The organism is Pseudomonas cichorii, from assembly GCF_015471405.1.
In the GTDB taxonomy this organism is placed as follows: domain Bacteria; phylum Pseudomonadota; class Gammaproteobacteria; order Pseudomonadales; family Pseudomonadaceae; genus Aquipseudomonas; species Aquipseudomonas serbiensis.
In genome coordinates this window covers 178,849-204,460 of record NZ_BLVZ01000012.1, presented here as the reverse complement: position 1 = coordinate 204,460, position 25,612 = coordinate 178,849, and the positions used below count along the sequence as shown (strand labels likewise).

9 protein-coding genes and 1 pseudogene are annotated in these 25,612 nt (G+C 54.0%); 3 read left to right on the top strand and 7 right to left on the bottom strand.

Annotation, left to right across the window (positions count from 1 at the left end; translation table 11 throughout):
• Positions 1–79: 79 nt before the first annotated feature.
• The 4 genes from JL015_RS19840 to JL015_RS19825 form a co-directional block, all read right to left on the bottom strand.
• Positions 80–2,401, bottom strand: coding sequence for an ATP-dependent DNA helicase (locus tag JL015_RS19840; protein ID WP_374063447.1), 2,322 nt, complete (start codon positions 2,399–2,401; stop codon positions 80–82).
• Positions 2,402–2,540: 139 nt separating this feature from the next.
• Entirely contained in the window at positions 2,541–3,947 is a 1,407-nt protein-coding gene (locus tag JL015_RS19835; RefSeq protein WP_201019642.1) for an aminotransferase-like domain-containing protein, read from the bottom strand.
• A gap of 97 nt (positions 3,948–4,044) precedes the next feature.
• On the bottom strand, positions 4,045–5,547 hold the full coding sequence (locus tag JL015_RS19830) for a hypothetical protein (protein WP_201019641.1): 1,503 nt from the start codon (positions 5,545–5,547) through the stop codon (positions 4,045–4,047).
• A 585-nt stretch (positions 5,548–6,132) separates the two neighbouring features.
• On the bottom strand, positions 6,133–7,155 hold the full coding sequence (locus JL015_RS19825; protein ID WP_201002348.1) for a zinc-dependent alcohol dehydrogenase family protein: 1,023 nt from the start codon (positions 7,153–7,155) through the stop codon (positions 6,133–6,135).
• 309 nt (positions 7,156–7,464) lie between these two features.
• On the opposite strand from JL015_RS19825, the gene JL015_RS19820 reads away from it, so the two are divergent.
• On the top strand, positions 7,465–8,379 hold the full coding sequence (locus JL015_RS19820; RefSeq protein WP_236250238.1) for a LysR substrate-binding domain-containing protein: 915 nt from the start codon (positions 7,465–7,467) through the stop codon (positions 8,377–8,379).
• A gap of 634 nt (positions 8,380–9,013) precedes the next feature.
• On the opposite strand, the gene JL015_RS19815 is transcribed toward JL015_RS19820, so the two are convergent.
• Positions 9,014–11,434 carry an NERD domain-containing protein/DEAD/DEAH box helicase gene (locus JL015_RS19815; RefSeq protein ID WP_201019640.1) on the bottom strand — a complete coding sequence of 807 codons (2,421 nt, stop codon included), beginning with the start codon at positions 11,432–11,434 and terminating at the stop codon, positions 9,014–9,016.
• 265 nt (positions 11,435–11,699) lie between these two features.
• Complete coding sequence (locus tag JL015_RS19810) at positions 11,700–15,707, bottom strand: nSTAND3 domain-containing NTPase (protein ID WP_201019639.1); 4,008 nt, start codon at positions 15,705–15,707, stop codon at positions 11,700–11,702.
• Positions 15,708–16,291: 584 nt separating this feature from the next.
• Here JL015_RS19810 and JL015_RS19805 point away from each other — a divergent pair.
• Together JL015_RS19805 and JL015_RS19800 are read left to right on the top strand one after the other, a co-directional pair.
• A pseudogene (locus JL015_RS19805) lies at positions 16,292–17,020 on the top strand (TIGR03747 family integrating conjugative element membrane protein).
• A 64-nt stretch (positions 17,021–17,084) separates the two neighbouring features.
• A complete protein-coding gene (locus JL015_RS19800; protein ID WP_201019638.1) occupies positions 17,085–20,714 on the top strand; it encodes an ATP-binding protein in 3,630 nt (1,209 codons plus the stop codon).
• Between the two features lie 708 nt (positions 20,715–21,422).
• Here JL015_RS19800 and JL015_RS19795 read toward each other — a convergent pair.
• The gene (locus tag JL015_RS19795; RefSeq protein ID WP_201019637.1) at positions 21,423–25,439 is read right to left on the bottom strand and encodes a helix-turn-helix domain-containing protein; all 4,017 of its coding nucleotides are present in this window, start codon (positions 25,437–25,439) and stop codon (positions 21,423–21,425) included.
• Between the last annotated feature and the right edge of the window lie 173 nt (positions 25,440–25,612).

The following is a 25,612-nucleotide window of genomic DNA, read 5'->3' as shown; positions in this document are numbered from 1 at the left end:
AGGAAATTCGGTTTTGGCGAAAACGCCTATGGTGCGGCAGTTTACTGGCAGTTTGACCGGAATGCTTGGCTATCGATCCCTAAGTAGTTGAGTTTGCGAGCTGCCACCAGGTCGGGAGTAGCTGTTGCACCTGACGCTCGGCAAAACGGTCATCGATCAGCATGACCACACCACGATCATTCTGGCTGCGGATTACTCGACCGGCAGCCTGCACGACTTTCTGCACCCCCGGATAAAGATAGGTGTAATCGTAGCCAGCACCGAACAAGGCAGCCATGCGTTGTTTGAATTGCTCGTTGACCGGGTTCAACTGAGGCAAGCCAAGGGTCGCGATGAACGCGCCGATCAGCCGTGCTCCGGGCAGGTCGATACCCTCGCCAAATGCACCGCCCAGTACCGCAAAACCAATGCCTCTGCTGCTCAGGGTAAAGCGGTCGAGAAAGGCCTGACGTTCGCCTTCGCTCATGCCGCGTTCCTGTTGCCACAGCTCGATCTGCGGCCAGCTCTGACGCATCAGCTCAACCACTTGTTGCAGATAATCGAAGCTGCTGAAGAACGCCAGATAATTACCCGGTTGCGCCTGAAACTGTTCTCCCATCAAGGAAACGATAGGGGCCAACGAGGCCTGTCGATGAGTGAAGCGGGTCGAAATGTGGCTGACGATCCGGACATCCAGTTGCTCGTGGTGAAACGGCGACTCCACATCGATGCAGACCGTCTTCTCTGGCAGCCCCAGCAAGTCCGCATAATAGCGTTGCGGCTTCAGCGTAGCGGAAAACAGCACAGTCCCCAGCGCGCTGCTCAGACGCGGCGCAATGAAACGAGCCGGCACCACATTGCGCAGGGTCAACCGGGAAAAACGGCGTTTCGCGCCCCACTCGCGCACGGCGATATCGAAGATGAAATGCTCATCGAACAGTTCGCCAATCCTTACAAACGCAATGGCATCGAAATAGAAGCTTTGCAGCGCGCCATCCACCGCATGCGGGTGCTCGTTGAAGTAATCGCCTATCGCCGACACACACAGGTTCAGGCTGCTCAGAAATTTGCCCGGCACATCGGCGTAGGCCTGATAGGCGCCCGCCTGTTCCTTGTGCAGGGCATTCCATTGGCGACTGAGCCGTTGCAAGGCCTTGTGCAAGGGCTGCGGAGCACTTTGTCGAAGTGCATTGAGGTTCTGCTGATCGAGGCTGGCGCTGTACATGCTGCGGGCACGCTCGACCATGTTATGGGCTTCGTCCACCAGCACCGCCACGCGCCACTGATTGAACTGGGCAAGGCCGAACAACAAGGCGCTCAGGTCGAAATAGTAGTTGTAGTCCGCGACCACCACGTCCGACCAGCGCGCCAGTTCCTGGCTGAGGTAATACGGACAGACCTGATGCAGCAAGGCGACTTCGCGCACACCAGCCTGATCCAGCCATGGCGCATTCAAGGCGGCACTGCGCGCGGCAGGCAAGCGGTCATAGAAACCGTTGGCCAACGGGCAGGAATCACCATTGCAAGCCTTGTCCAGGTGCTCGCAGGCCTTGTCCCGTGCGACCAGTTCCAGCACACGCAGGGTCAGGTCGGGCGAGCTGCGCCCGATCACTTGCAGGGCATCCAGCGCCAGTTTGCGGCCCGGCGTCTTGGCCGTCAGGAAGAATACCTTGTCGAGCTTTTGAGTCGGTGCAGCCTTGAGCATCGGGAACAACGTACCGACCGTCTTGCCAATCCCGGTCGGCGCTTGCGCCATCAGGCAGGACCCCGTGCTGACGGCCTTGTAAACCGACTCGGCCAGCACTCGCTGCCCGGTCCGAAACTGCGGATAAGGAAATGCGAGCGTCTTCAGACTCTGGTTGCGTGACGAGGTGTGCGCCAGTTCCTGCTGCGCCCAGTACAGGAATATCTCGCATTGCCGCTCGAAAAACTCCCGCAACGCTTCGCGGCTGAACGACTCGCGGATCAGGGTTTCCTGTTCGCTGACGATGTTGAAATACACCAGCGCCAGAGTGACCTCGTTCAGATTCAATTGCTGACAGATCAGCCAGCCGTAGATTTTCGCCTGCGCCCAGTGCAATTGACGATGATTGCCGGGCATGGCATCAAGCTCACCACGGTAGGTCTTCACCTCTTCCAGTTGATTGAGCGCCGCATCGTAGCCATCGGCCCTGCCCCGAACCGTCAACTCCCGATAATCGCCGCTCAGCGACAACTCAGCCTGATAACTCGCGCCACGCCGAGCCGCCACGGTGCGGTGCCCGGCAATACCTTCCTGGGCCGTGGGCGAAGGTGTGAAGCGCAGATCCAGACTGCCGGCCTTGGCCGTGAATTCACATAACGCACGCACCGCCACGACATAACGCGAGGGCTCTGCGCCAGTAGATTGCGGTTCAAGGTGAGGGCTGGAAGAAGTCGTCAGAGTCACTGCACAGGGGAACTGTTGATTGCCGATACTGGATAGGCGTACAGATAACAGCCTTTTCCCGGCTCTGGCAAATACAAATGGATCAGCGGCCCTGTCGCGGGCAAGTGCGCTCCTACCGGGCGTCTCCTGCACCTCAATGCTGCCGCGCCTGCTTCAAGGCCTCGGCCAGTGCGCTCAGCAACCGGGCGATGTTCTGGGTCCAGTCAATGGCGTAACCGATGCGCAGGTGTTGGCGGTGCAGGCCTTGCAGACTGAACAACTCGCCGGGGGTAACGATAATGCGCTGCTGCAAAAGGCTCTCGAAAACCTGGCGCATGTCCACGCGATACACACTTTGCACCCATATTCCGCAGCCGCCTTCAGGCAATTCATAACGCAGCAGTTGCCCCAGATCCCGGTCCAGCAACTGCACCATCATCTGCATGCGTTGCGCCAGCAACTCTCTGAGTTCAACCAGATGAGCATCCAGCCGCCCGCTGCTACAGAGCCTGGCAACCGCCTTCTGACGAATCGGCGGCAACTCGAAGGCGCGCAGCAGGAAATACTGCTGCCACTGGACGTCGAAGTGTTTGCACAGCAGGTAGCCATAAGGCGCTTCCGGCCCCAGAACCTTGTCGAAGCTGCCGAGGATCAACAGACGCTGCGGATCGATCAAATCCCGCAGGCGGGCTTGCTTCGGCACAAAAACCAGTTCGCCGTGGCTGTCGTTTTCCAGCACCCAGACCCGATACCGATTGAGCAGTTGAGCGACGGCCTGAAGATTGGCAGCAGGCAATGTGCTGCATTGAACCGGATTAAGCAGCGAGGGTAACAGCGCCAGGCCAATGTTCTCTGTCAGCAGCACTTGATCCAGCACTGCCAGATTGATAGCGCCCGCCTCGTCCAGCGGCACCTCGATGACCCGGATGTCGAAGGACTGTAACAAGCGCAACAACGTCCAGGTGCAAGGCGACTCAACCAGTACGGTTGCGCCACGCAGGTTCAAGACCTCGACAACCGCCGCCAGCATGCCCGGCATATCCGGCCCGATGTAGACATTTTCCGGGTGCCAGCAGCGCTGGGCATCCTGGGTATAGCGAGCCGCCAGGGCCGTACGCAGTTCGATATCCCCAAAAGGCTGAAACCCGGAACTCAGTGGGCGCGGGTAATACCTGAGCAGTTCACGCTCCATGGCCAGCAATGGGCTTTCCATCGATTGCAGCAATGTGGGTTCATCATTACCCAGCACCCATACACCGGGGCGACGGATATGCCGGTAAAACGCTTCCAGCAGGTTGCCATTCTCGAATACCGGCTCTGGCGTTTCGTCACTGCTTGCGCTGGGCAAGGCGTAATAGCCGGACTTGGGCATGGAGCACACACGCCCTTCCTTCTCCAGCAACGAATAGGCGCTTTGTACGGTCGAGATCGATACACGCAGACGCCGGGACAACTGGCGCAAGGACGGCATCCTGGTCGTGGAATCGGTTTGCACCTCGTCAATCAGGCGAACGAGATAGCGGTAAACCGCCTGATAGGCGAAATCCGTTTTGTTTTTCATGGGAGGCAATCCGGCGCGTGGCCAAAAGATTTTCCAGGCGATAGCGACATGGCTGGTACCGAATCCACGGCAACAGCCATTCGCCAGACAAGAGGGCTTAACGTCCGGAGAGCACTTCAGCCACAACACCGCCGGTCTCAGGATCAACTGTCACGATCCGGCATTTGTCCGGGTCGGAGGCGCGAAACCGGGCGATGATGGAGCTTTCACTGTCGAAGTCCACCCGCACCTTGCAGTACAGGCTCTGTAACCCCTTCAGGCTCAAGCCGCTGATATCGACAAGCCATTGCACGACCTGCTCAGGTGCCGTCAGGCCCGAGAGCACTTTATGAAGATCCGGTAATGCCACCAGCATGCCCGGGTGACAACCGCGCAGGAACGCTTCAAGCCCACGCCCCCGATCTACGAAGGGCGAGAAAATCATGCAGACCAGTTGCGCCTCACTCAGACCAAATCCTTCCTGAGCGTAACTGGCGGCCAGTTCATGACGCGCTTCGATGCCCTCAGGCCCTTCATAGGCATCCATGGCCTGCTTGACCAGCCGTGACGGCATTTGCTTGCGGCGCATCATTATGCGCGCCAGAGTCAGGTACTCGGCAATTCCGTCGGCATAGCTGCGTCCTTGCAGGTATTGCGCCTTGAGGCCTCGTATATGGGCCATCAATAGTGGATTGGCACAGTCCGACTCGCTGAAGGCAAACGCCAGGTCATCGAAGCGAAACCCCAGGAACTCGGTCAGCAGGTTCCAGTGCTCCTCAACCTTGCAGTTGACCAGATCGCAAATGCTGATGAATGCCGGAACAATCGACTGATTGGGATAAACGGTGGCTCGAGGCGACTTGGCAGGCTCATCCCCTTCGCCATAAAGCTCATGGAAATAAGCCTGCCCGATAGTATCGATTGATCTGAGGATGCCATTGAGGTTCTGGCCACTCCAGTTAGCCTTGCCCTGCCCCGTGCGCTGGGCAAGACGCATTGCCCAGGTAACGTAGTGTTTCTGCTCCTTGCGGGAGTCGCCATTGACGACAGCATCCACACCGCTCCCCCAGCTCGAAGCCCGCCCCAGAAACTCGGCAAGCCCCAGGTAGCAACGATTGCAGAAGGTCGTGCGTGCATCGCCTGCCGTCAGATGGCCGGCCAGCAACATGTCCGAGCGGTTCTGCTCGCGCCCGGCACTGGAAAACGGCAGGTCCGGCTCGAACACCTGAGTATATTGATTGTCGACCACGAGCATTTCCACACGCGGATCGTCATACAGAAACAACGCCGAGTAGGTGCGGTGAATGTTATCCATCACTGCCTGCGTAAGCCCTACATGGCGCATGTTGGCCACCCGCAGGTTGAAAGTGCCAGGGGATCGACCTGCAATGCTTAACTGTGCCGCTCTCAGGAACGCCAGTGTGTAAGCGCTGTCCTTGCCACCTCCAAAAGCGATCAGCACCTTGAAACTGGAAATACGCTCGATACCGCCCGCCGCCACGATCAGCCGCTGAATCAACAGTTGCAAAGCCGTACGCTCAGCCCTCGTGAAGTAACCCAGCAAACGCTGCAACACTTGCTGGTAGACATAATTCATTGCTTGTTCGTGAATGGAGCTCATACTTTTTCACCCACGCCTTTATCAAGAAACAACATGATGTAAGGGCGGCATTTAATATCAGGCTTATACGCGAGTTTATAATCAATCATGACTCATTCCCTGAGTAAGAATTACCAAACTATTATCGGTATCCCTAAAACAATTACAAGGTACAGATCGACACCAAAAGCAATACACTCGGTTTAAACAAGCGCTATAAATAAACATTGCGTTCAACGCAAAACGTCACAGCCCAGACCCTGTCTTGCCAGCATTGTGCGCCGTCCCCGGCAAGGCAAACGCTCTAGAAATGGATTCCACACCAGACCACCTGAAGCAGCCGACAAAAAATGCTTTTTTGCCCGTAGGAAACGCTGTTCAATGAAAGCGACATCCGACAGACAAATTAAACACGACTACTCATTATGAGGATTTTTAAATTCACGACGACAAACAACCGCTCATCTGTAAAACGGAAAAAATTTAAACAACTAATTCTGCCTTCGTGAAAGCAGCCCTGCCCACCGAAGCGCACAAACTTGCAGATATAAAAAAGCCCTCCTGAAAAGGAAGGCTTCGTGCAGAACTTGATAGACGGGTGAAAAACTATGCCTGAGCGATTTCCAGCACGGCACGTCCACCAATCGGGCAAGTATCCATGTAGCGATGAGCCTGAACCACTTGCTCGAACGGAAAGTTGCGAGTCTGGAGCGGCACCAGTACACGATCAGCCGTCAGTTGATTGATCTCGCGCAGGGCACGTTGCAGTGCCTCGGTGTCAGGAACAATCCCCAGCTCAGGCTTGCCGGTGAAATTACCCAGGCAGTGTACGAAGAACTGGATGTTCTTCTGAAACGCTGCACAGGCCGGGAACGGCGTCTGATTGCCGCCTTGCAGACCATATAGCACCAGGCTGCCACGCGGAGCCAGCACATCGCCCATGATCGACATCTGTGGGCCGCCCAGGCCATCGAACACCGCATCCACACCGCGATTGTCGGTGTACTTGTTGATAGCCATCAGCAAGTCCTGCTCCTCGGTGACCACCACCTTGTCAGCACCTTGAGCCAACAGGTAATCACGCGCATCGTCAGTCTTGGTCACCGCGATGACACGAACACCCAGCGCCTTGCCAAGCTGGACAAAGCACGGGCCGGCACAGTGACTGGCATCGGTGACAAGCACGGTTTGCCCCGCCTTGATCCGCGCCAGATCGACATACGCGAAGTAGGCAATCAGCATCGGCGTGTAATGCACGCTGGCTTCGACAGGGCTCAGCACGTCGGGATAACGGGTCAATGCCGAGCGTGGCAATACGATGGACTCGCCATAGACTGGATGCTTGTTGGCATCGGCAGCCGGAAAACTGGCGACCTTGTCGCCTACGGCCAGATCACTGACGCCATCGCCCAGAGCGGTTACGACACCGGCCATCTCATAACCAAGACCGGCAGGCAGACGCGCCTGGGTGGAAGCAAGATTTTGCCGCCAGAGAACGTCATACCAACTGACACCGATTGCCTGGACACGCACCTGCACCTCGCCGGGTGCGGGCAACGTGTCGGGATGCTCTTCGACCTTGAGCACCTCGGCCGGGCCAAACTGGTGAAAACGGATCGTGCGGGACATTTAGAACCTCGCCTTGTATACCTTGATGCCGTGAACTCTATCCGGGCTCTGCCGACAACACTATCAGTGGCTATTAATAGTCGACATGCCTGTCATCGATTGTGCCTCATGGGCCGGGCGGCAACGCCTGACAATCCCTGAACACCCATGCACTCATGGGCGGCCATTGTTGGCATGTCGACGAAACATTGCAACCAGTGTGGACATTTAAGCCATGACAACGAATTTTCGATGCGCGTCATCGGCGTTTGCTCGTACTATCGCAACCTCTCAAAGCATCAAATCGACAAATGGCCCGAGATATTCCGCATGAATCGCAATGATCTGCGTCGCGTTGACCTCAATCTGCTCATCGTTTTTGAAACCCTGATGCATGAACGAAGCGTTACTCGCGCGGCCGAAAAACTGTTCCTGGGGCAACCGGCAATCAGTGCGGCCCTCTCACGCCTGCGCGGGCTGTTCGATGATCCGCTCTTCGTGCGTACCGGCCGCAGCATGGAGCCGACTGCCCGCGCCACTGAAATCTTCGCCCTCCTTTCCCCGGCGCTGGACTCGATCTCCACTGCGGTCAGCCGGGCATCGGAGTTCGACCCGGCGACCAGTACCAACGTCTTCCGTATCGGCCTGTCCGACGACGTGGAGTTCGCCCTGTTACCCACCCTGCTCAAACGCCTGCGCTCCGAAGCACCCGGCATCGTGCTGGTGGTCCGGCGCGTCAACTACATCCTGATGCCGGCCCTGCTGGCCTCGGGCGAAATTTCCGTGGGCGTCAGCTACACCCAGGACCTGCCCGCTAACGCCAAACGCAAGGTATTGCGCAGAAGCAAGCCGCAACTGCTGCGCGCCGACTCGATTCCCGGCGCCCTCTCCCTGGACGACTTCTGCTCACGCCCTCACGCCCTGGTGTCATTCGCAGGCGACCTGAGCGGCTTTATCGATGAATACCTGGAAGCAATAAACCGCAAACGCCACGTCGTCCTGGCCGTCCCGCAGTTCAACGGCCTGGCCACCCTCCTGACCGGCACCGACATCATCGCCACCGTCCCGGACTATGCCGCGCAGGTGCTGACGGCCGCTGGCGGGGTTCGAGCAGAGAACCTGCCTCTTGAGACTCAGACTTTTGAACTGCACATGGCCTGGCGCGGGGCGCAGGATAATGATCCGGGGGAAAGGTGGTTGAGGTCGCGGATTCAGATGTTTTTTGGCGACCCTGAGAGTCTTTAGGCGTTGTCTGGCAGGCTGTTCGACTGATCATTTCTGCCTTTCCACAAACCATGGAGCTCCATTCACTTCCAGTGGATTGCTACATTGGGGGCACATCTGAGGGCATGCACTGGATGGTTTGAAAAGGATGCCCCCAGCCTAAGGCCAAGTGGGCTATTGATGAGGATAGCTCCGACCGGAGACTCTGCGATTCGATAGACCGGCCTGAAGCTTTCAGCGGAACGGTGGACACTGGAATCGATGAACGAACAACACCACCTCCGTACAGACTCGTTTTCCGCCCAAGGAATTAATCGTTAAAAATTAATTAGTTAATTGGCATTGTCGCGTTAGCTCTGTCCGAACAACTCAAAATCGGAGGGGCTGACACTTCCCATGCAAACCAGGAATCGAACTTCAACGGCAACGATGAAGTGATCGCCCCAGGGTTGGTAAAACTAGCTTTTCATCTGGCTCAACAGTCAAGGCTCCGGAAAAGTTGATAATTCAAAGATGTTCCAGCGCTAAACGCGACCTTTATTTCCAAGGGCAAGGGATCTGAAAATTACGGTTGAGCAACGCAGCTTTATCGAAAACTTGAGACCTAGATCTGACCAGGCAGACCGGAGACTCAAGGAGCCCCACCTTTACGAGGCTATTGAGGATTGGTTAGTCGGTACTTGCCGGCCTCAATCTTCACCATGAGCTTCTGCCCGCAGAGACTGCCTATTGTTCGGCCCGCAAGGCTCTCGATGGAGTCATCTAAATCACTGGGTACCAACCCTTCCCGCAACCATTGTACTACTTGGGATTTGGTGGCAACGGTCGCCTCGTTGCGCATCCGAAACTCGACGATCGTAGTGGCGAGGAATAGGACAGGGACTTCAGTAATCCCATACACAGGGTCATTAGAGCGCGGAAATTCAAAATTGCCGACCAGTGCCGCCACCTTGATTAAAGATTGCCCCCGCTTCATTGATCGCGCAGCACCCAATTCAACCGCCTGCTGGGCGATCTCAAAAACATTGGCCTCGTCCAATGGTTCTGCGAGGCAAGTCAGACACGCACCGTACATGTTATGCGGTGTCATCGTATTGCATTCGGTGCAGGGCTTGAGATAGCCCTCTGTCAGTTCATTACGCACAAAGTCGATTCCAGCTATGGAAAGACCTGTCGATAGCGATATCCACCAGCCCCAAAGCTGAACTCCGCGATTGCTCCATCTGGCGCCGCCTTCATATACCCATCGCCTCCATCGGCTTGCGTAAACAAATCCTTCGCCGAAGATTTCGTGTCTTCCGCCCAAGTCGGCGTATTTCCGCATTCTGTTAACGATAAACCGTGGGGCCGGAGCACGGGCATCCTGATCGAGCACTGATGTGCGATCAATATTCTCCAAACCTTTGCGAAGGAAATCTGATTTTACGCTGCTCTGACCCACAAGCAGTTCAATAGGCACGATGATATAGGCACGGGTGGTGGCTCGTCCGAGAGCGCAAGCCAATGTGATGTCATCCATTTCGAAGCCTGCTACGACGATGACGACTGGCGCCTCCATACCGCGATACGCCGAGATAGTGGAGCGTGGAACATCGATCTCCTCAAGCGACGAGGAGAACTGACTGAGCACGATCAAGTCCTCGTTCATGACACCGGATTTAGCAAGGCTCGCCGTCATGGTCTGGATTGTCTTGGAAACATCCCAGCTAATGCTTCTGCACAAGTCCTCCACGGAGATCGGCCGAGGGCAATTCACCTCATGTCGTGGCGGTAGCATCTCCATCATCGTCTGAGTGATGCCTCCGGGATTCCGGTAGACCGTTGTCAGATAGAAGAATCGCTCGCCATAGGTATCCTCCAGAAATCGATAGGAACTGCCTTTTTCGATCCCGGGTAGTACCTGGAGCTCATCAGCAAAAACGAACTTGCGTGCGTTGGCGAAATGGTCGCGCAGCGCCAAGTGATCGGCCTCATTGAGCGCCTGGGCCTCATCGACAATCAACGCGGCGTACTGATCATCTACCGACCCATGCAGGGCCAGGTGATGCTCGTCATAGTTGGGCTCGCCGGAGCTGTTTTCCCTGTTCCGCTTGCCCTGGGACTCGCAGTAGGAATGAAAGGTTTGAACAGTCACCGCCCGGCCAAACTGCCTCAATTGAGCGGCCACCTTATGCGTAATCTGGCGGTTCTTCAGAAGGAACAGTACCTTGAGGTCCCGAGCGACAAACTGCTCAGCAAGAGAACGCGCTATCAACGTCTTGCCGCTGCCCGAAAACCCCGCGATCAACCTTCGATCAGAGTCGACGCACAATGCCACCTGATTCGCCTGCTTTTTGTCTAATTGAAGCCACAACTCGCTGTCCGCAACGATTTTCCGGCCAAGAGCCCCTTCCCGTAATTCCCGCGGCCAGACGGAGTCGAGAAATTGTTTGATTTCATGGCTGAAATTATCCTTGGTGTTGTAGTTCAGTGCGGACTTCCAGTGCGCCATCAATTGCATGATGCGCGAAGGCATGTCCTGACGGTGCTTTTGGAGGATTAGAATACCGTCGGGCAACTGCCGGTCGAGCGGCACGTATGCACTGGCGATTTGCGAGCTCTCCAGATCGAAGTCTGGAAAATGCACTGCGTAACCGACTGGGCACTTCATCTGCCACGATTGCAACATATCGACGAGGACGAAAGCGTTGTCCTTGACCTGATTCAGAGGATCGATTTCATAACCGTCACGTTCGTGAATGAATCGAACGCCCGACGGCTGATACAAACCTGACTTCGTTTCTATGCAAAGCATACCCAGCTCCGCATGTAAGATTACGAAGTCCACCTCGCCAGACAGGTGCCTCCTCTCTAAGGAAACTCGCAGGTAGTCCTGCAGATCCTGCGAGTACACCCGCTTTGTCCGGCCGCGTAGCCAAGGTAGCGAGTGGATGACGACAAACCCATCGTCAAGTGCCGCTAGTTCCTGAAAAAGCGTAAATTCGCCTTTGCTGCGGAATTCCGCATGATCGAGTGCTGGAAAGAATTTGGCCATGAATGGAAGAAACGCTATGTCAGTTGGGGCATAGTAAGGCACTGGATGCACCCGTGTCCTCTCATCCACCAACCTATCAATGGTACCGCTCCGATCAGCCCAGACCGGGCGGAAATTACCGAATCGATAGTCAAGTTGTACCCTACCCACCTAGGGGTTCATCGTTCGGGAAATGGATTCGCTATCGAGCACGTTGGTGACTGGTTGCAAATCGACAAGACAACGTCGTAATCAAGGTTGTAACGGGTGGAGAAATCGATTCAGTGAACCGCTGAGCGATCTAGCACCCGACACATTTGACGTAAGATTAATTTTCCTCAATACGATCCTTCAGCCACTCCCCTACCAGCTTGCGAATTCTGACATCGCCAAGGTCATCGAGCACGTTAGACGGTAAGAGTGTGCCGTCGTCATCAAGTAGTTTGCGAGCCGGGTGACCATCATCCAGTAGATCAAGAAGCCCCATAGCCACTGCAAGATCACGACTTTCCAGCTCGTAGACGCCCAGCAGCAGTAAGGCTCGGTGTGTCTGAGACTTCCCAATCTGCTCAAGGAAGGTGGCAGCCTCAGCGACAGGAAAATGCCGGCTCACCAAGGCCGTGAGTGAAGCAGCTAATGTTGCAGACACACTCATCAACCGCTTGGGGGTGATCTTACTCAGAATGTCTGCTTCAACAAAAGGCGCCAAAGCCAATGCCTCTGTGGCGTCGGCACGGGCCCACGGCAGTAGGTCCTTATTCTTCAATATGGCCCAAATCTGCTGGCGGATTTCGGCCTCACACAGGCTGGCAGCGGTTGTGAGTGCAATACGGCGCAAGGTGCGATCTTCGGTCGCTCTCGCCAAGTCGATAAGCTGCCTTCCATGCTCATAAGACAGCTCCCCGTACCCCTCAAGCGCATTCACTGCCTCGCGTGCAATCCGGTAAAAGGTTGGCTCGTCATAGGCTGCATTAGCTTCTGAGTAGCGATCTTTCGACATTGCCATCAAGACCGGTAAATGGTCTGCATGTGGTCGGTTGCTCAACTCGTTAACGAGTGCAAGGCGCACTCGGCTTCCTCGATCACTCTTCAGATCGAGAAACTGAGGGGGCAACGGATCCGGTAGCCTAGGTGCCAGGTATTCAAGTGCCGCACAGCGGGCGTCAGCACGGCGATGACTCAAGGCACGCCAGACGAGCGGCTCACTGTCTATTGCTATTGCCGCTTGCGCCGCTGCGAGTGCGCTCGCAGCCTCTGTGCTTTCATCCAGCCAACGCTCGATGGTACTCGTCGGCACACCGCCACTCGCAATCATGATCGGCACAATCTGAGCCAGAACGGTCAATGAACAATCTGACGCAGCAGACTCCAGCAAAGACAGCGCCGGACCTCCAACACCTTTTGAGGGGCCCGTAGCACAAAGAGCACCCAGGATTTCCGTGGCCTCAATAGGGAGAAAACGCAGGTCAAAAAGACTGCCCTCCTCCTCCTTCACCACCACGCTGAAGTCCACCAAAAGGTGAATGAAGGCCACCGGTGAACTCGTGAGTGCCTTGAAGCATTCAACCAGGACTGCGGGAGCGACAGTGTAAGCACAGAGCATGAGCGAATTGCGAAGGTCTTCATCCTCAGGCAAGGAAAGCATTCGATCCAGTAACGGTTTTTCCAGCGAAGGGTACCAACGCTTGTGAGCAACTCTCCACGCGAGATCCTCACTGTTACTGCCCAAGGCAATGTTCAAAATGCTGAGTAGCTCATCCTCGCCGGTTTTAAGCCTAGAGTCTTGAATGTTGCGCGCCCACTCGTTGACCAAGCTTTTGGCATGATGATGATTGGCAAGGTGCTGCCAGTATCCCGAGGAGCGCTTAGTTGAAACGTAAGTCGCAACAAGAATGCGTGAAGCCTCACCTTCATCATCTGGTCGAGAGTAGTACCATTCCTCATACGTAATGTCGTGCTCACCGTCTTCAATGGCTCTCCACTCTTTGACATTTCGCGGGTTTGGCAACCGTAGCGCCTCAAGCTCTGCCAAGGCTTCGGCTAACACGGCCTCGTATCCCGGCAAGTCCCTTATAGCTCCCGCGGCAATCACATGAGCATTTGAATGGAAGGGGGTACCGACTAGGGTATGCGCCACCTCGATAAAAGCCGGCGCCAACCCAGGGGCGATCCGATCAAGCTGAGGCACGAAGTGCCGACTGTACTCTCCGAAATCTTGTGACAGATACTTGCGGACGAAACGTTCCACGATCACCGCCGAGCGAGGATCGGCGCACACACGGTCGTACCACTTGTCGCTAAACGTTGGCGGCGCCCAACCATCAATGAAGAAGCCCCCGCCTCTCCTTCGCCCCTTGGTTATCCAGCGGGCAACCTCTGAAGGGATGGAGTCGACGGATCCGATATCAGCAGCGAGCTCTAGCAGAGGCATAAGCTCAGAGCGAGGATCGAAAAGCGACTCATCAAGCCATTCATCAATCGCGACTTGACTGGCATGATCCACTGCAAACACGTCATAACTGTCCGTCAGATCCTCACTGAAACTGAGCGCCTTACTCAAGACACGTGCAGCGGTCTCCAATCCCCAGTCACGCTGGTCGCCGGTCAATGAAACCAGGGCTGATAAAAGCGCATTGAGAGCGCTTTCACTGCAGGACCAGTTTTTTTTGAGAAACGTCGCAAAGCCTGCGCGAACGCTCGTATGGGAGAAGGTGACCTTACGGTTGGGCTGGCGTAAATGTCGAGCTGCAATCATCCGATCAACAGCACCGTCCAATTGCGCTCCCAAGGGAGGATCAATGCGGCGCAATCGGCGCAGGACAGCACTCAGTTGTTCTCGATCGAAATGACCACGCGCCGCCACCAGCCCCCACACCACAGCCGACAGCCCTATTTGGTCTACCGCTTTCAGGTACTTGACGACAACACCCTCGACCGCATCGCGATGAGCTAGGTCTAGTAGGCGGCTTAGAAAAGCATAATCCGGCTCGCCGGCCTCAGGACCTTCAGAGAGGTTCGTGAAAAACAGATCCAGCTCCAGTGGCGTCTCCAAGGCTGCGAGCACTTCGCGCTTGAATTCCAGAGCTTTGGGCTGCAGGGGCGTGGCGATCGCGGCCATGCGTTTCTCATAGATTTTAGCCAGTTGGCCGTCGCTGTAGTGATCAGCATTGAGTTCCATTGACCATAGTTTAAGACCCCGCTCCGCCTCAGCCTCCCTCATTACATCAGCACGTGACGTGACCACGTACTGGTTGCCAGCGCGTGCACCAGGTAGCAACTTGGGCAATTGCTCCGTCCAACTCTCAGAACCCGATCTGAGGCTGTACTGCCCCCAGGGGTCCTCCAGGTAAAATAATGTGGGACCTGAATTGACCAGGCGTCTTGTAACTGACGGACCTTCGGCAGGATTCACCGTGACGACATCAAGGCCTGGCGCCGCTAACCGGGCCCGCTCACACAGCGCAAGTGCAGCAAGTGTCTTGCCCGTCCCGGAAGGACCGGTAATGACAATGGCGCCTTGCTTACGAAAGTGGGACAGCATCGCCTCAAAATTAGAGGGTTCGACAAACGCGTCCAGCTCCGCCGCACTCGCCAGAAAGCCCCCATGCTCACGTACGATGGCCAGTAGTTCATCGCGAGTCCAGACCCCAGGGCCTGTGCCACGCATGCGACGGAGTGACTCTGACCTCAGCTTCTCACGACACGCCTTCAGGCGAGAGTGAGGAATGCGCAGCAAGTCAGACAGGATCTCCCTGATCTTGAACTCTATGAGCTCGTTAGTAAGTCCTCCCCAGATGGCTACACGACCCTCTGGGGTCTTCGTCAGTGTCTGTCTGAGTGAGGGTGGAAACGAAGCCGGATCGGGTTTTTCCTCAAAATCCGAGACGAGCAGATCGCGAGTAACACCTGTCGCGTCTGCGTTGGTCACCAGCAGGAAATGGGTGTCGGGATCATCAAGGTGATGCTTGGCAGGCCGTCGTTTTTTACCGTGGTTGAGCAGGCTGGTGAAGTCCGCAACCGACCAAGGATCACCCGAACAAAACTTCACCTGCATGACCAACTTGTACCCGCTGGCCAAGGATGCCTTAGGGACTACCGGACTCGGTTCAAAGGGTTCTAAATCAGCCTCCAGATCCTCTTCATTGGCAGGTTCCAAAGTCAGGCTCGTGGCAGATTTAGTAATCAGCAGCAGCCGAAGAGCCGCCAGCTCCGATACATTGAGCTGATAGTCATAGCCTGCTAGTGCAGCGACGGCTCCCGCCGAGGAGCTTGCGTTGCTGCCCGTGGCGGTATTGTTCGATGGCATGGCCTTGGCAGGATGGCTATCCAAGCTCATATAGTGTCCTTTAGTCGTTTATGGCTACGTCGTCCCTCTTCCGAGCTAAGCAGACAGCAATGAACTGCCGGCATCATCAAAGTGTTTGGCGACAACCGGTGAGGCGAAATATGGCCATTCAGTATCACAGGAATAACAATCTAACGGAACAAACCTGCTCACCATAAAGCTCTATACCAAGCCTGACCAAGGTCCCGCTGCCTGTACGGTAGTGAATTCTCAACAGATCCTTGCTGACATCAACAGTAATTTCTGAGCTGCCTATACGGCAGTGGCTCCCCACTCTCGTGGAAGCCTCTTTTGGGCCTTTCCCTGGTCGAGCGATACCGTCAGGCCAATCAGGTTGCGGAGGCGGAAGCTGCGTTACTCTCGGTCAAGGAGGACTTTCCCCAGATCGCCACTATGCGCAGGCTACACCTTGACCCTGCTACTCCTGTTCGGTGGCGGGAAATCAACTAACCAAGGTTGGTGGAGCAGCACCAGCGGTGCTCCGACGGTCGATTTCGATCCCGAAATGCCTCCACCAGGGCGCAGACGCTCCTATAATGAGCACGCAGTGAGCAACCGGATACTCTGGAGCCCGTATGTCGACCACCCCAGCCAGCCCGCCTCCTCCACAGCGAAGTCCGGGGCTCATCTTCGGCATGCTCGGGCTGTGTCTGCGGCTACTCGGCCTGCTGTTCGCTTCGCTGATGTTTTCCATCGTGCTGGAGTTCGTGGGAATGCTGTGGTTCTGGCCCGAGCAGGGCTGGCATCACAGCCATGCCATGTGGCTGAGTGAGCTGGGTTGACTCAGTGGCCATTTCAAGAATTCACTGCTTGTGCAAGAACCCGCGCAAGCGACCGCCAAGGTACTCGAACACCTGAACGATTGGGTCGTGGTGCGCTCTGGATGGGCGAAATCGGACACCCAGCTGAAACTGCTCAGTCGAGAAGCGTCACTGCAGGGGCAGTTCGCGCAGGCCTACGTTGTGATGCAGGACTACTTGCTGGCAGCCCTATTCACGATCTTCACTTTTGTGGTGCGCTTGGCGGTGCTGACTCTGGCTATGCCTCTGTTCCTAATTGCGGTGATCACCGGTGCCGTCGACGGTTTGATGCGACGTGACCTGCGTAAATTTGGAGCTGGTCGAGAAAGCAGCTTTGTCTAACATCGAGCAAAACGCGCACTGTTGCCATTGATGGTGAGTCCATGGGTGATTTACCTTTCCCTACCTTGCTCGTTGAATCCCACATGGGTGCTGCTGCCGTGTGCTGCATTACTTGGATGCATGGTGGAGATCACGACTGCAACGTTCAAGAAGTACCTCTGACTGGTAGCGATATCGTGCGTCTAGCTTGGACGTCAAATGTTTCTTTTTTCACGGTGTTTAACATATGGAAATGAGTTCTGATACTGAGCGTAGTTTATCCCAGATGAACGATGCCGCGGCCTTTGAGCGTTTAGCCGCAGCCGTACTTCGAGCTGCGTCCCCAATGGTTTACGGAAATCTGTCCCATCCCGGCGTGAAACCTGGCGGCAAGACCGTGAAAGCCCCCTTTGATAATGTAGGCTGGCTACTAATGGAGTCCCCGCCCCGGTTTGTTTGCGCTGCACACACCACGGAGCAAAACGATTTGAAGGGCAAATGGCTCCATGACCCTGCCAGAGTCATACCTAAAAATCCTGGGAGTAAGCCAACCAAGCCTGCCGGAGACTTAGTTAAAGGGATTTCTGAGATTCGAAAACTCCGTGAAGAGCACCCAGAGCTCGCTGTCACATATGCCTTGACCACCAACTGTGAACCATCGGTGGATTTACGATCATCGGTAGAAAGCTTAGCGAAATCAACTGGAATCCATCTTGATATCTGGAGTGTTTCTAGAATCGCCCATTTCTTAGACACGGACCCTACGGGTCAAATAATAAGACGCAACCATCTCGGCGCTCCCGTGAAATTGCTGTCCCGTCAGCTTCTGCTTCAGATAGGAAGGCGTAGTTTGCAGGACCACCTTCCGTTTGACACAGTAGAAGTAACTATTCTACGTGAGAACTTTAACCTAGAACGTACCGACACATTGGTGGTCGGAGCATCTGGAATGGGAAAAACAACCTCCTGCGCCACTGCCTTAGATTCCTATATCACTGATGGACTGCCCGCCATTGTACTCAAATCGGAATTTTTACTTGGCGCTGCCAGTATTGAAATTGCTTTGGAAGCTGAGCTTCGTCGCCAGGAACCTGACCTAGAAGCTGGAGCAGGCAGAAAAGCACTACTGCTTTGCATGAAAGAAGAGCCGCTAACAATCCTGATAGAAGATGTGAACCGCGTAGAGACTCCGGCGTTACTGCTAAACAAAATTTTAGGCTGGACTCGTGCAACCGCTCGATCTTGGCGAGTCATTCTTCCTATTTGGCCTCAGTATCTTGATGTGATCGAAGATAAAAAACGCACATTAGAAAACGTAGACCTTATATACGTCGAAAAATACACTTCCAGCGAAGCGATCAAAGCGATCTCCAAACGTGCCGACAGGTCTCACGTATCAATCGACGAGCTCCACATCCAAACTTTAGCAGATCGACTCGGGCATGATCCATTTTTGATCGGCTTCTACGACATGAAATCTACCGAACCTCCTGCCGATGTAATTAATCAATATATTGAAGACCATATAAAAATCATCGCCAGCCGTTCGCACTGCATGCCGATTGAACTAATCCACGCCATCAATAATTTACTTCACGCCATGCTACAGCACGGAGTCCTTTCACCTAACTGGCGCCAGATCACCTCATGGATCCCGAACAGGGACACAATTAACCTCTTAACAAAAATATCTCTAGAAGGAAACCTATTACGCATAAACAACACAAACACAGACGGCATTTTAGAGTTCAGGCATGATCGTTTGCTGCACAAACTCCTCAGCGGAGCTATCACTGAGGCAATTGGCTCGGAGGAATTCCCTCACTACGTTACCGACCCATTCTTTTCAGAGGCAACCGCAGATGCGATAGTTAAAATAAAACTTCCATTATCCAGACTTTTGATTCTAATGGACTCTACACCTGTAACGGCAGCTCATGCATTGCGTATTGCATCCGAAATTGATAGCGACTACGCTGACACCGCAGCCGAAGCGTTATACCATTGGCTACACTATCATTCTAACGACGCAGATTTTTCCAACCAAAGATACGCAATCGCCCGAACACTTAGCGAAGTAAGCTCCACGCACGTCCTGTCGCTTGTAAGTTCTTTCGGTAGAGACGATTATTTTTGGCATCCCCTGCTTGCGGCAGCTTTTAAGAATGGTAATTTCAGCGCAGGCTTTACTCTTTTGCAGCTTTGTGAGCTAGGCACTGCGGGCAGCACAATACAAAACCTTACAAACTCCGTCCTTAATAGTTGCCGAGACGAACTTCTGCCAGCAATAAAAAGAGAATTAGGCCATTGCCACGAAAAAGTTTTTAACAGCAAAGTCGGAGCCTTGCGACTCGCAGGCTATATTGGCTGCAGCTCTCTTGCCGAATCGATTCAAGAATGCTGGGACCAAGATCGCAGTAAGATCGACTGTCTATCTTCATATATATTTGCCGCAGCCAGGTGTAGCGGAGACAACTCAGAAATAACTCTGGGGCCGATTTGCGATGCCTGGGAGTCTCTCCCAGACGAGACCAACTCAACTATGGGACAGCCAGCCGAGCGAATTGCTGCTGAAAATGTGGCATGGGCATTTATAACGTACACACCTAGCAAAGCAATACAATACTTTATTTACAGATCGAAGCGTTCTGAAAAGCTTCGATGGCCGATAACTTACATGTTGAGGGCCGTGGATCATCCAGACGCAGTAGAGCACTTAGCACGCTACTCAGCAGAAAACTCCAACTTTATCGATCCTAGAATCTTAAAGTCTGACTGGGAACGTGGAGGGCGAAACAAAGGCAGAAAAATGTCGATAGCATCTAAAGATCGACTCATGTCTATAGCATGTAACGTTGAAGAGATCGAGAGTATCAGACAGGAGGCATTCGCTTTTTGGGCATTAACCCTTGAAGACCGTGACCTCAAAACTGCACGTACGATTCGTCCGGAAAGTCCACTTTATGAGCGAGCATTGTGGGTACGAGCACGAATGAAAGACCAATCTGTCATTTCAGAGCTTGTTAACAAAGTCCCAGAGGACCCAGTCTATTGGCTTCAAGTCGAGCGTTATCTATGGTCGGAAGAGTTGACGGATACCCTTCCGCCACTCCTAGACAGGTTAGCAGAAAGCCCAGAAAGCTTCTCAGATCTAGAGTTTTCTCTCGCAAGGGCACTTTACAACGTAGACCCACACAAAGTCACTTCCATGTTGGAGCCACGCTGGGCCAGCCTTAAATCCAAGCCAATGATTGTACAAATACTGCTTTTAATGAGCGACGCAGCAAGCGCAAAACTGGCACAAGCTTCTTTCGACTCATCTCCACACCCATGCGAGCTTTTAAGACACTTCAGCCTAAGCTCATTCAAATATTTGCACAGAAAAAACCCGAACCACAATCAGAAAACAGCGCTGAATAACATTAAGCCCTACCTCAACCATTTCACCAACAACGAGTTAGTACTTTTAGCTCATGAATGCACCAAGGGCGGATTGACAGATTTTCGCACCAAATACATTGACCCCATCATTAACTCAAACCCATACGCCCCAAAACCACCTTCCGAAAAAGCGGTTCACACCCAAACGTTGGACCTTGCCCTATTAAACGAACCTGGCACAATCGTGAATCGTTATCAGTGGCTAGGCAGACAGCTGGAAAATGGCATTCCACGCGCTAAAATCATAGACGAACTACTCGCCTGGCTAAAGCTCCACCCTGAAGATCGAGCACTATTTATTGTCGGAGACATCCTGAGCAACGAGGCTACACGCTCAGAATTTTATATTTTCGAAACAGTATTTAGAGAGCGCAACACATCAGCAGAATACGTCAACTCAATCCGATTCGATGTTTTTAGCCGAACTTTAATATGACCATACCACGATCTGGATTCATTCAATCAACACCTTAGCCATTTCTACCGGACTGGCTCGCATCTGCAGTCCTACTTATTAGGACTGCATTTCGATAATCGCAGCTGCTTATTAAGGATTACCTTATCTGCATACAGTAAGATGCTAGGGCTTGCGAGACTAGCTGTGCCCTGCGTGTGGCCAGAGTATCCATAACGTGAGCCTACCAGCGGGAGATTTTCGCTGTGATGGCGAGGATTAGAGGATTTGTAGCCGCAGACGCAACTCAAGGAGGTTGGATGCCCATGTTATGCCTGAACATCTCCTATGCAACTTAGTTCACGCGGCCATGTCAGTTGTCATGCAATCACTACCCTGGCTCGTTCTGGCGAGGTCAACTCAACGAGGCAGATGTACAGTTTTTGGTGAGAACCATGGACCAGGGCAATACACCATAGTTGGAGGGCTGGGCCTGGATAGCATTGACGTAGCCCACTCAATCATCAACAACTCGCCTAAGCCCGCGTACTTAAAGGGATTGGCAGTGATCGATACGTGCCTTTACCGTCTGTTTCACCGTCATTCGCGCGCAGCTTTGCTGGCGGGCGCTATGGAGCAATTTGCAAGGCGAGGACGCTAGCGACAACATGGTCGATCAACGAGAAGGATACAGAGAGCGAGGAGCCTTCGCCTGGTTGGCTCACTTGAGGCATCCCAGATGTATCGCCATTACTCGTCCTCCAGCTCCATCGCGCGCTTTTCGTCTGCCTGCCGATCTATGTTGTCCTTGGCGTGCTGAAGCAGCCCCCCGTACAGCCTATACGCTGGGTCCATCCTGCTCATACCTTTGAGGGTCTTTTCTGCATGCTCCCTAAGTGCCAAATCCTCACTAAAGGGCTCTCCAGCCAGTCCAGATCTTCCGCCAGATACGGCGGATGACCATAAAGCTGAGGAGATATCTCTTACGGCCTTCTCGCTAATAAGCTCCGCCTGACTCAATAGCTCTCGAACAAAGGACGTCTCCTGAATCACGAACGATTGGTACGCACTTCGTAATGCGCTTGCCACAACATTTACGTGCGCCTGGCCACCGCCTTTAATTAGCAACAGCAGCAAATCGAGCACCTGCTGCTCATACTTACCGCAAAGACCCGAAACACACGCACCTATATCTATAGTCAGCTTCTCACCCACCTGACCATCCACGGCCCAGGTAAGAAGTTCTTGCAATAGGCGATGCCCATCACGATGCGCTAGAAGACCAAGCCCTGCACCACTACGATCCCTGCGCATTGATCTATACCCCAAGCAACGACCAACAGCTTGCAATCTACCCTTCATCATTTGAACCACGTCTGCCGGAACCACCTCAACAGCTTGCTTGAGAAACTCGACCACCCAATGACCATCAAGCTCAGTCATCCGCTCTAGCGCTCTCAAAAGAATTCGCCATTGGTCAAAACTGATACTTCCCGCGGGGAGGATGCTACGGCTCGCCAAGAGCATGAAAAAATCATGAGTAGCCTGAGGAGAGACAACCATATCGGCGGTACAGATCATCTCTACCGCTAGCGCTGGTTTACCCTTGGCAATCTGGCGCGCGATAGATGCAGAGTTGCGTAAAACAGAAGGGTCATTCGACTGAAAAATGCGTCGCAAAACCGGCAAATCAGCATCAGTGAAGAATCCATCGGCCTGACGTGCATATGCATCCGAAACCATTTCCCAAGCACACGCCGAATCAGCCCCTAACAAATCAGCGATAAGACCGTGACGGTTCTGATCTGCTATGAGGACGCCCAGAGCAGCCCCTGAAAAGTAATTCAAGGGCGACTGGGAGCTCGACTGTCTGGCCATGATCGCTTGAGCAAGATCTGCACGCCCCTGAAGCAAGCGATTCACAAAAACATACGAACTCCCCCACCCGTTACCTGCGACGTGACCAATCTCACTGAGCCAATGATCCAAGAACTCGTACAGATCCAGAGCATCGGGAAACTCGGCCGTAAGATCCGCTATCAAAGCGAGAGTCTCAGCTTCGTGGGCCTTGTACTCGAAAGACTCGCCACTATCCCACGTCTGATGCCCCCACGCGTCACCAATGAGCCTTACCAGTCGACTCGGCAGGTCACGACCCAACAGCCCAATTACAGCTCGCGCACTAGAACGGCATGCTTGATTCTCGTTATAGAAAGCATGCCAACTGACGGATATCGCTGTTTGAACCAGAACAGCCGGATGAACCGGAGCATTTTCGAGCACAAGATGCACGCGCTGAAGTAATTCAGCGTGAGCAAAGTCCCACGTTTCAAGATCTTCGCCGCCATGCATAGGGCCGCGAAGCGCCTCAGAAAGCAAACTGGAAGCAAGAAATGCCTTCCGGTGTGGGCCTTGCTCTAGGGAGCTGACCATGACATCGATCACTCGCGCCCGTACGCTCTTGGCAAGCTCAAAATCCAGCTTGTATCGAGTAATTGTAAAACTCCGATTACTCGAAGTGACCTCCTCCATCTCAGTACCTAACGCCCCTTCTAATATAGTGAAAGGTGTGTAAGTCCCGGACAAGGCCACAGGGCGCTCCAGCAGTTCAGTAGCAAAAGCTACCACTTGCTCCACATAAGCCACTGGCTTGTTAGGTGAGAACTCAGCAAGCTCTCTCAGAATTCGTATTCCGTGGTTCGGATGCGAGTTCAACGCACGGGCGTCTCCTCGCCCCGCCCGCCATAGCAACACACACCCTTCTTCCAAAACTTCCGGGTTGAAGACAGCGTTGCGAATCATCCCGCATACGCCGCCGTCATCCCCATGACCTTCCTCTATAAGCCGCTCAGCGAAGTTGAGTGCCAGCCGCGGCTGATAATAAGCCACGGCCTCGACGGCATGAGCGTGCGGATTATGGTACTCCCCGTGCCATTGGAGCTTTCGTCCAATACTGGACAGCAATGTGCTTCCCTCTGGATCACCATTCCGCAAACGCCAGTCAAGACGCCCTAGGTTGACTAATAGATATTTCAGGTACTCAGAGTCAGCGAGCTCGAAAACACGCTCAACCTTGGGGGTTACGGATCCATCAATACCAATAAAGTTGCGCTGGATGATGGAGTCAGCCAGTAGGTCCGGAGCCAGCCGGTGACGAAGACCGCGCTTAAAGAGAACTCCCCCCTCAGCGAGGAGACGAAGCAGGCGCTGAGCATCCTCATGCCCCAGCCCCTCAACCTCCTGCAAGATCCGGAGGAAAGCCGGATCATCGAACACCACAGGCTGCAGCAATGCGACCATCTGAAGAACGGCTTGAAGCTTGGGTACGTCCTGCCCAGTCACAATTTTGCCAGCAATAATATCTTCCAGTCTGGCAAGCACATGCTCCTGAAAGTTCTCGCTGTTGCCAATCAACGCCGGCGCTACATTCTCCTTGGCGACTATCTGAGCAGCTAGCACGGTCACAAGCGGCGTGGGGTATGTCAGTTCCGCAATGATATCTGCCGCCTCGATCGGCCCGCCCGAGGCTTGCAATACCTGCAAAGCAAGGATCTTTGCATCCTGCTTAGTACGCGGCCTCAACTCCACACTCGCTACCTGAGGGCCATCCATAGCTACAAGTGAGGCTTGATTACGAACCATAGCTCGACCGTATGGCCGCAATGAAATCAACAACCTTGCCCTGTTCTCTTCCACTGACGCATACCGCATCAACTGGGCAAGATCATCACGATCATGGGCATCGTCGATAATTAATAGCTTCGCATCGCCCCCCAACTCGTCTAAATGTTGTGCCTTGACATCTTCCGTCGGAGAAACAAAAAGAATATATATATCCGGCCGCGCCCCTCGCACCCTCTCAACAACCTCTCGTAGAAGTCGAGTCTTCCCGTTCCCCGGAGCCCCCAGAAGCATCGTAACCAGGAGATTGTCATCGAGAACATCTGCAGCCAGCCTTTCTAACTCTTCCTCCCTGCCTACTAAAGTCCAGGCATGATTAAAGAAGCGACTATTATCCGTGAAACCCTTAAAGAACTCTTCGGCCCTCTGAAATGGCCCCGACTCCGGCTCACCAAGAAGTGCCTGGCGTTGCCCTCGAAAATAAATGTCGACCAAATCCCTTCGATCAACCATTGATAGCTCACGGAATTTTGCTGAGATATCTATCCGATCCCACAGCTCCCACCCATCATACTGAGCAATTGCCTGGCGGGCTTTAGGACTTGCGATATTGGAAAGCAACAGCACCTTGAGATCTGACACATAAGTGTGTTCGGCCACAGCATCGTGGACTTTTTGCGCCCCAAATTCTTCTACACGCTTGCATTGAAATGTATGCACGAAAGTGCTCCCACGCACCTCAATATCGATACCGTATTGTTTGCTGCCATTACCACCAAAGCGATTTACTACGCCGGCACGACTACGGTAGTACCGGTGAAGAAAATCAGCACTAAAGTTTTCGAAGCTGTCAGGTCGCAAAGAATGCACTGGAAGCGGAACGTCATAGGTCGGCGCACCTTCAGGCTGACCGCTGACTGGAGCAGGCTGTACATATCCAGCAGCGGCAGCCATAGCGCTCAACTCCGCCTCTAGAAGAGCAGCGAGGCGAGGCAGCTCTTCCGCCCTCGGACGGGACTCACCCTTCTCCCAGCGACTAACCGTCTGCTGAGTGAGGCCTGCACTGGTAGAAAACTCCTTTTGCCTCCACCCCTTAGCGCTTCTGAGGGTGACAATGAGCGCTGCGAACTCGGGATACTTGACCATGCCACCCTCCAAAATTCAAAAACACATTAATTGTGTTTCAGAATAAGCGAGAGTGTGAAAACGTCAAGATCACCTAGGATACGGGCCTGCTTACAGCCAAGGCTGAATATCTACTCAGGTGCTCCTGGTGAGCCCTACGACCCATACGGTACGCTAGCTACAGATACCGCTGA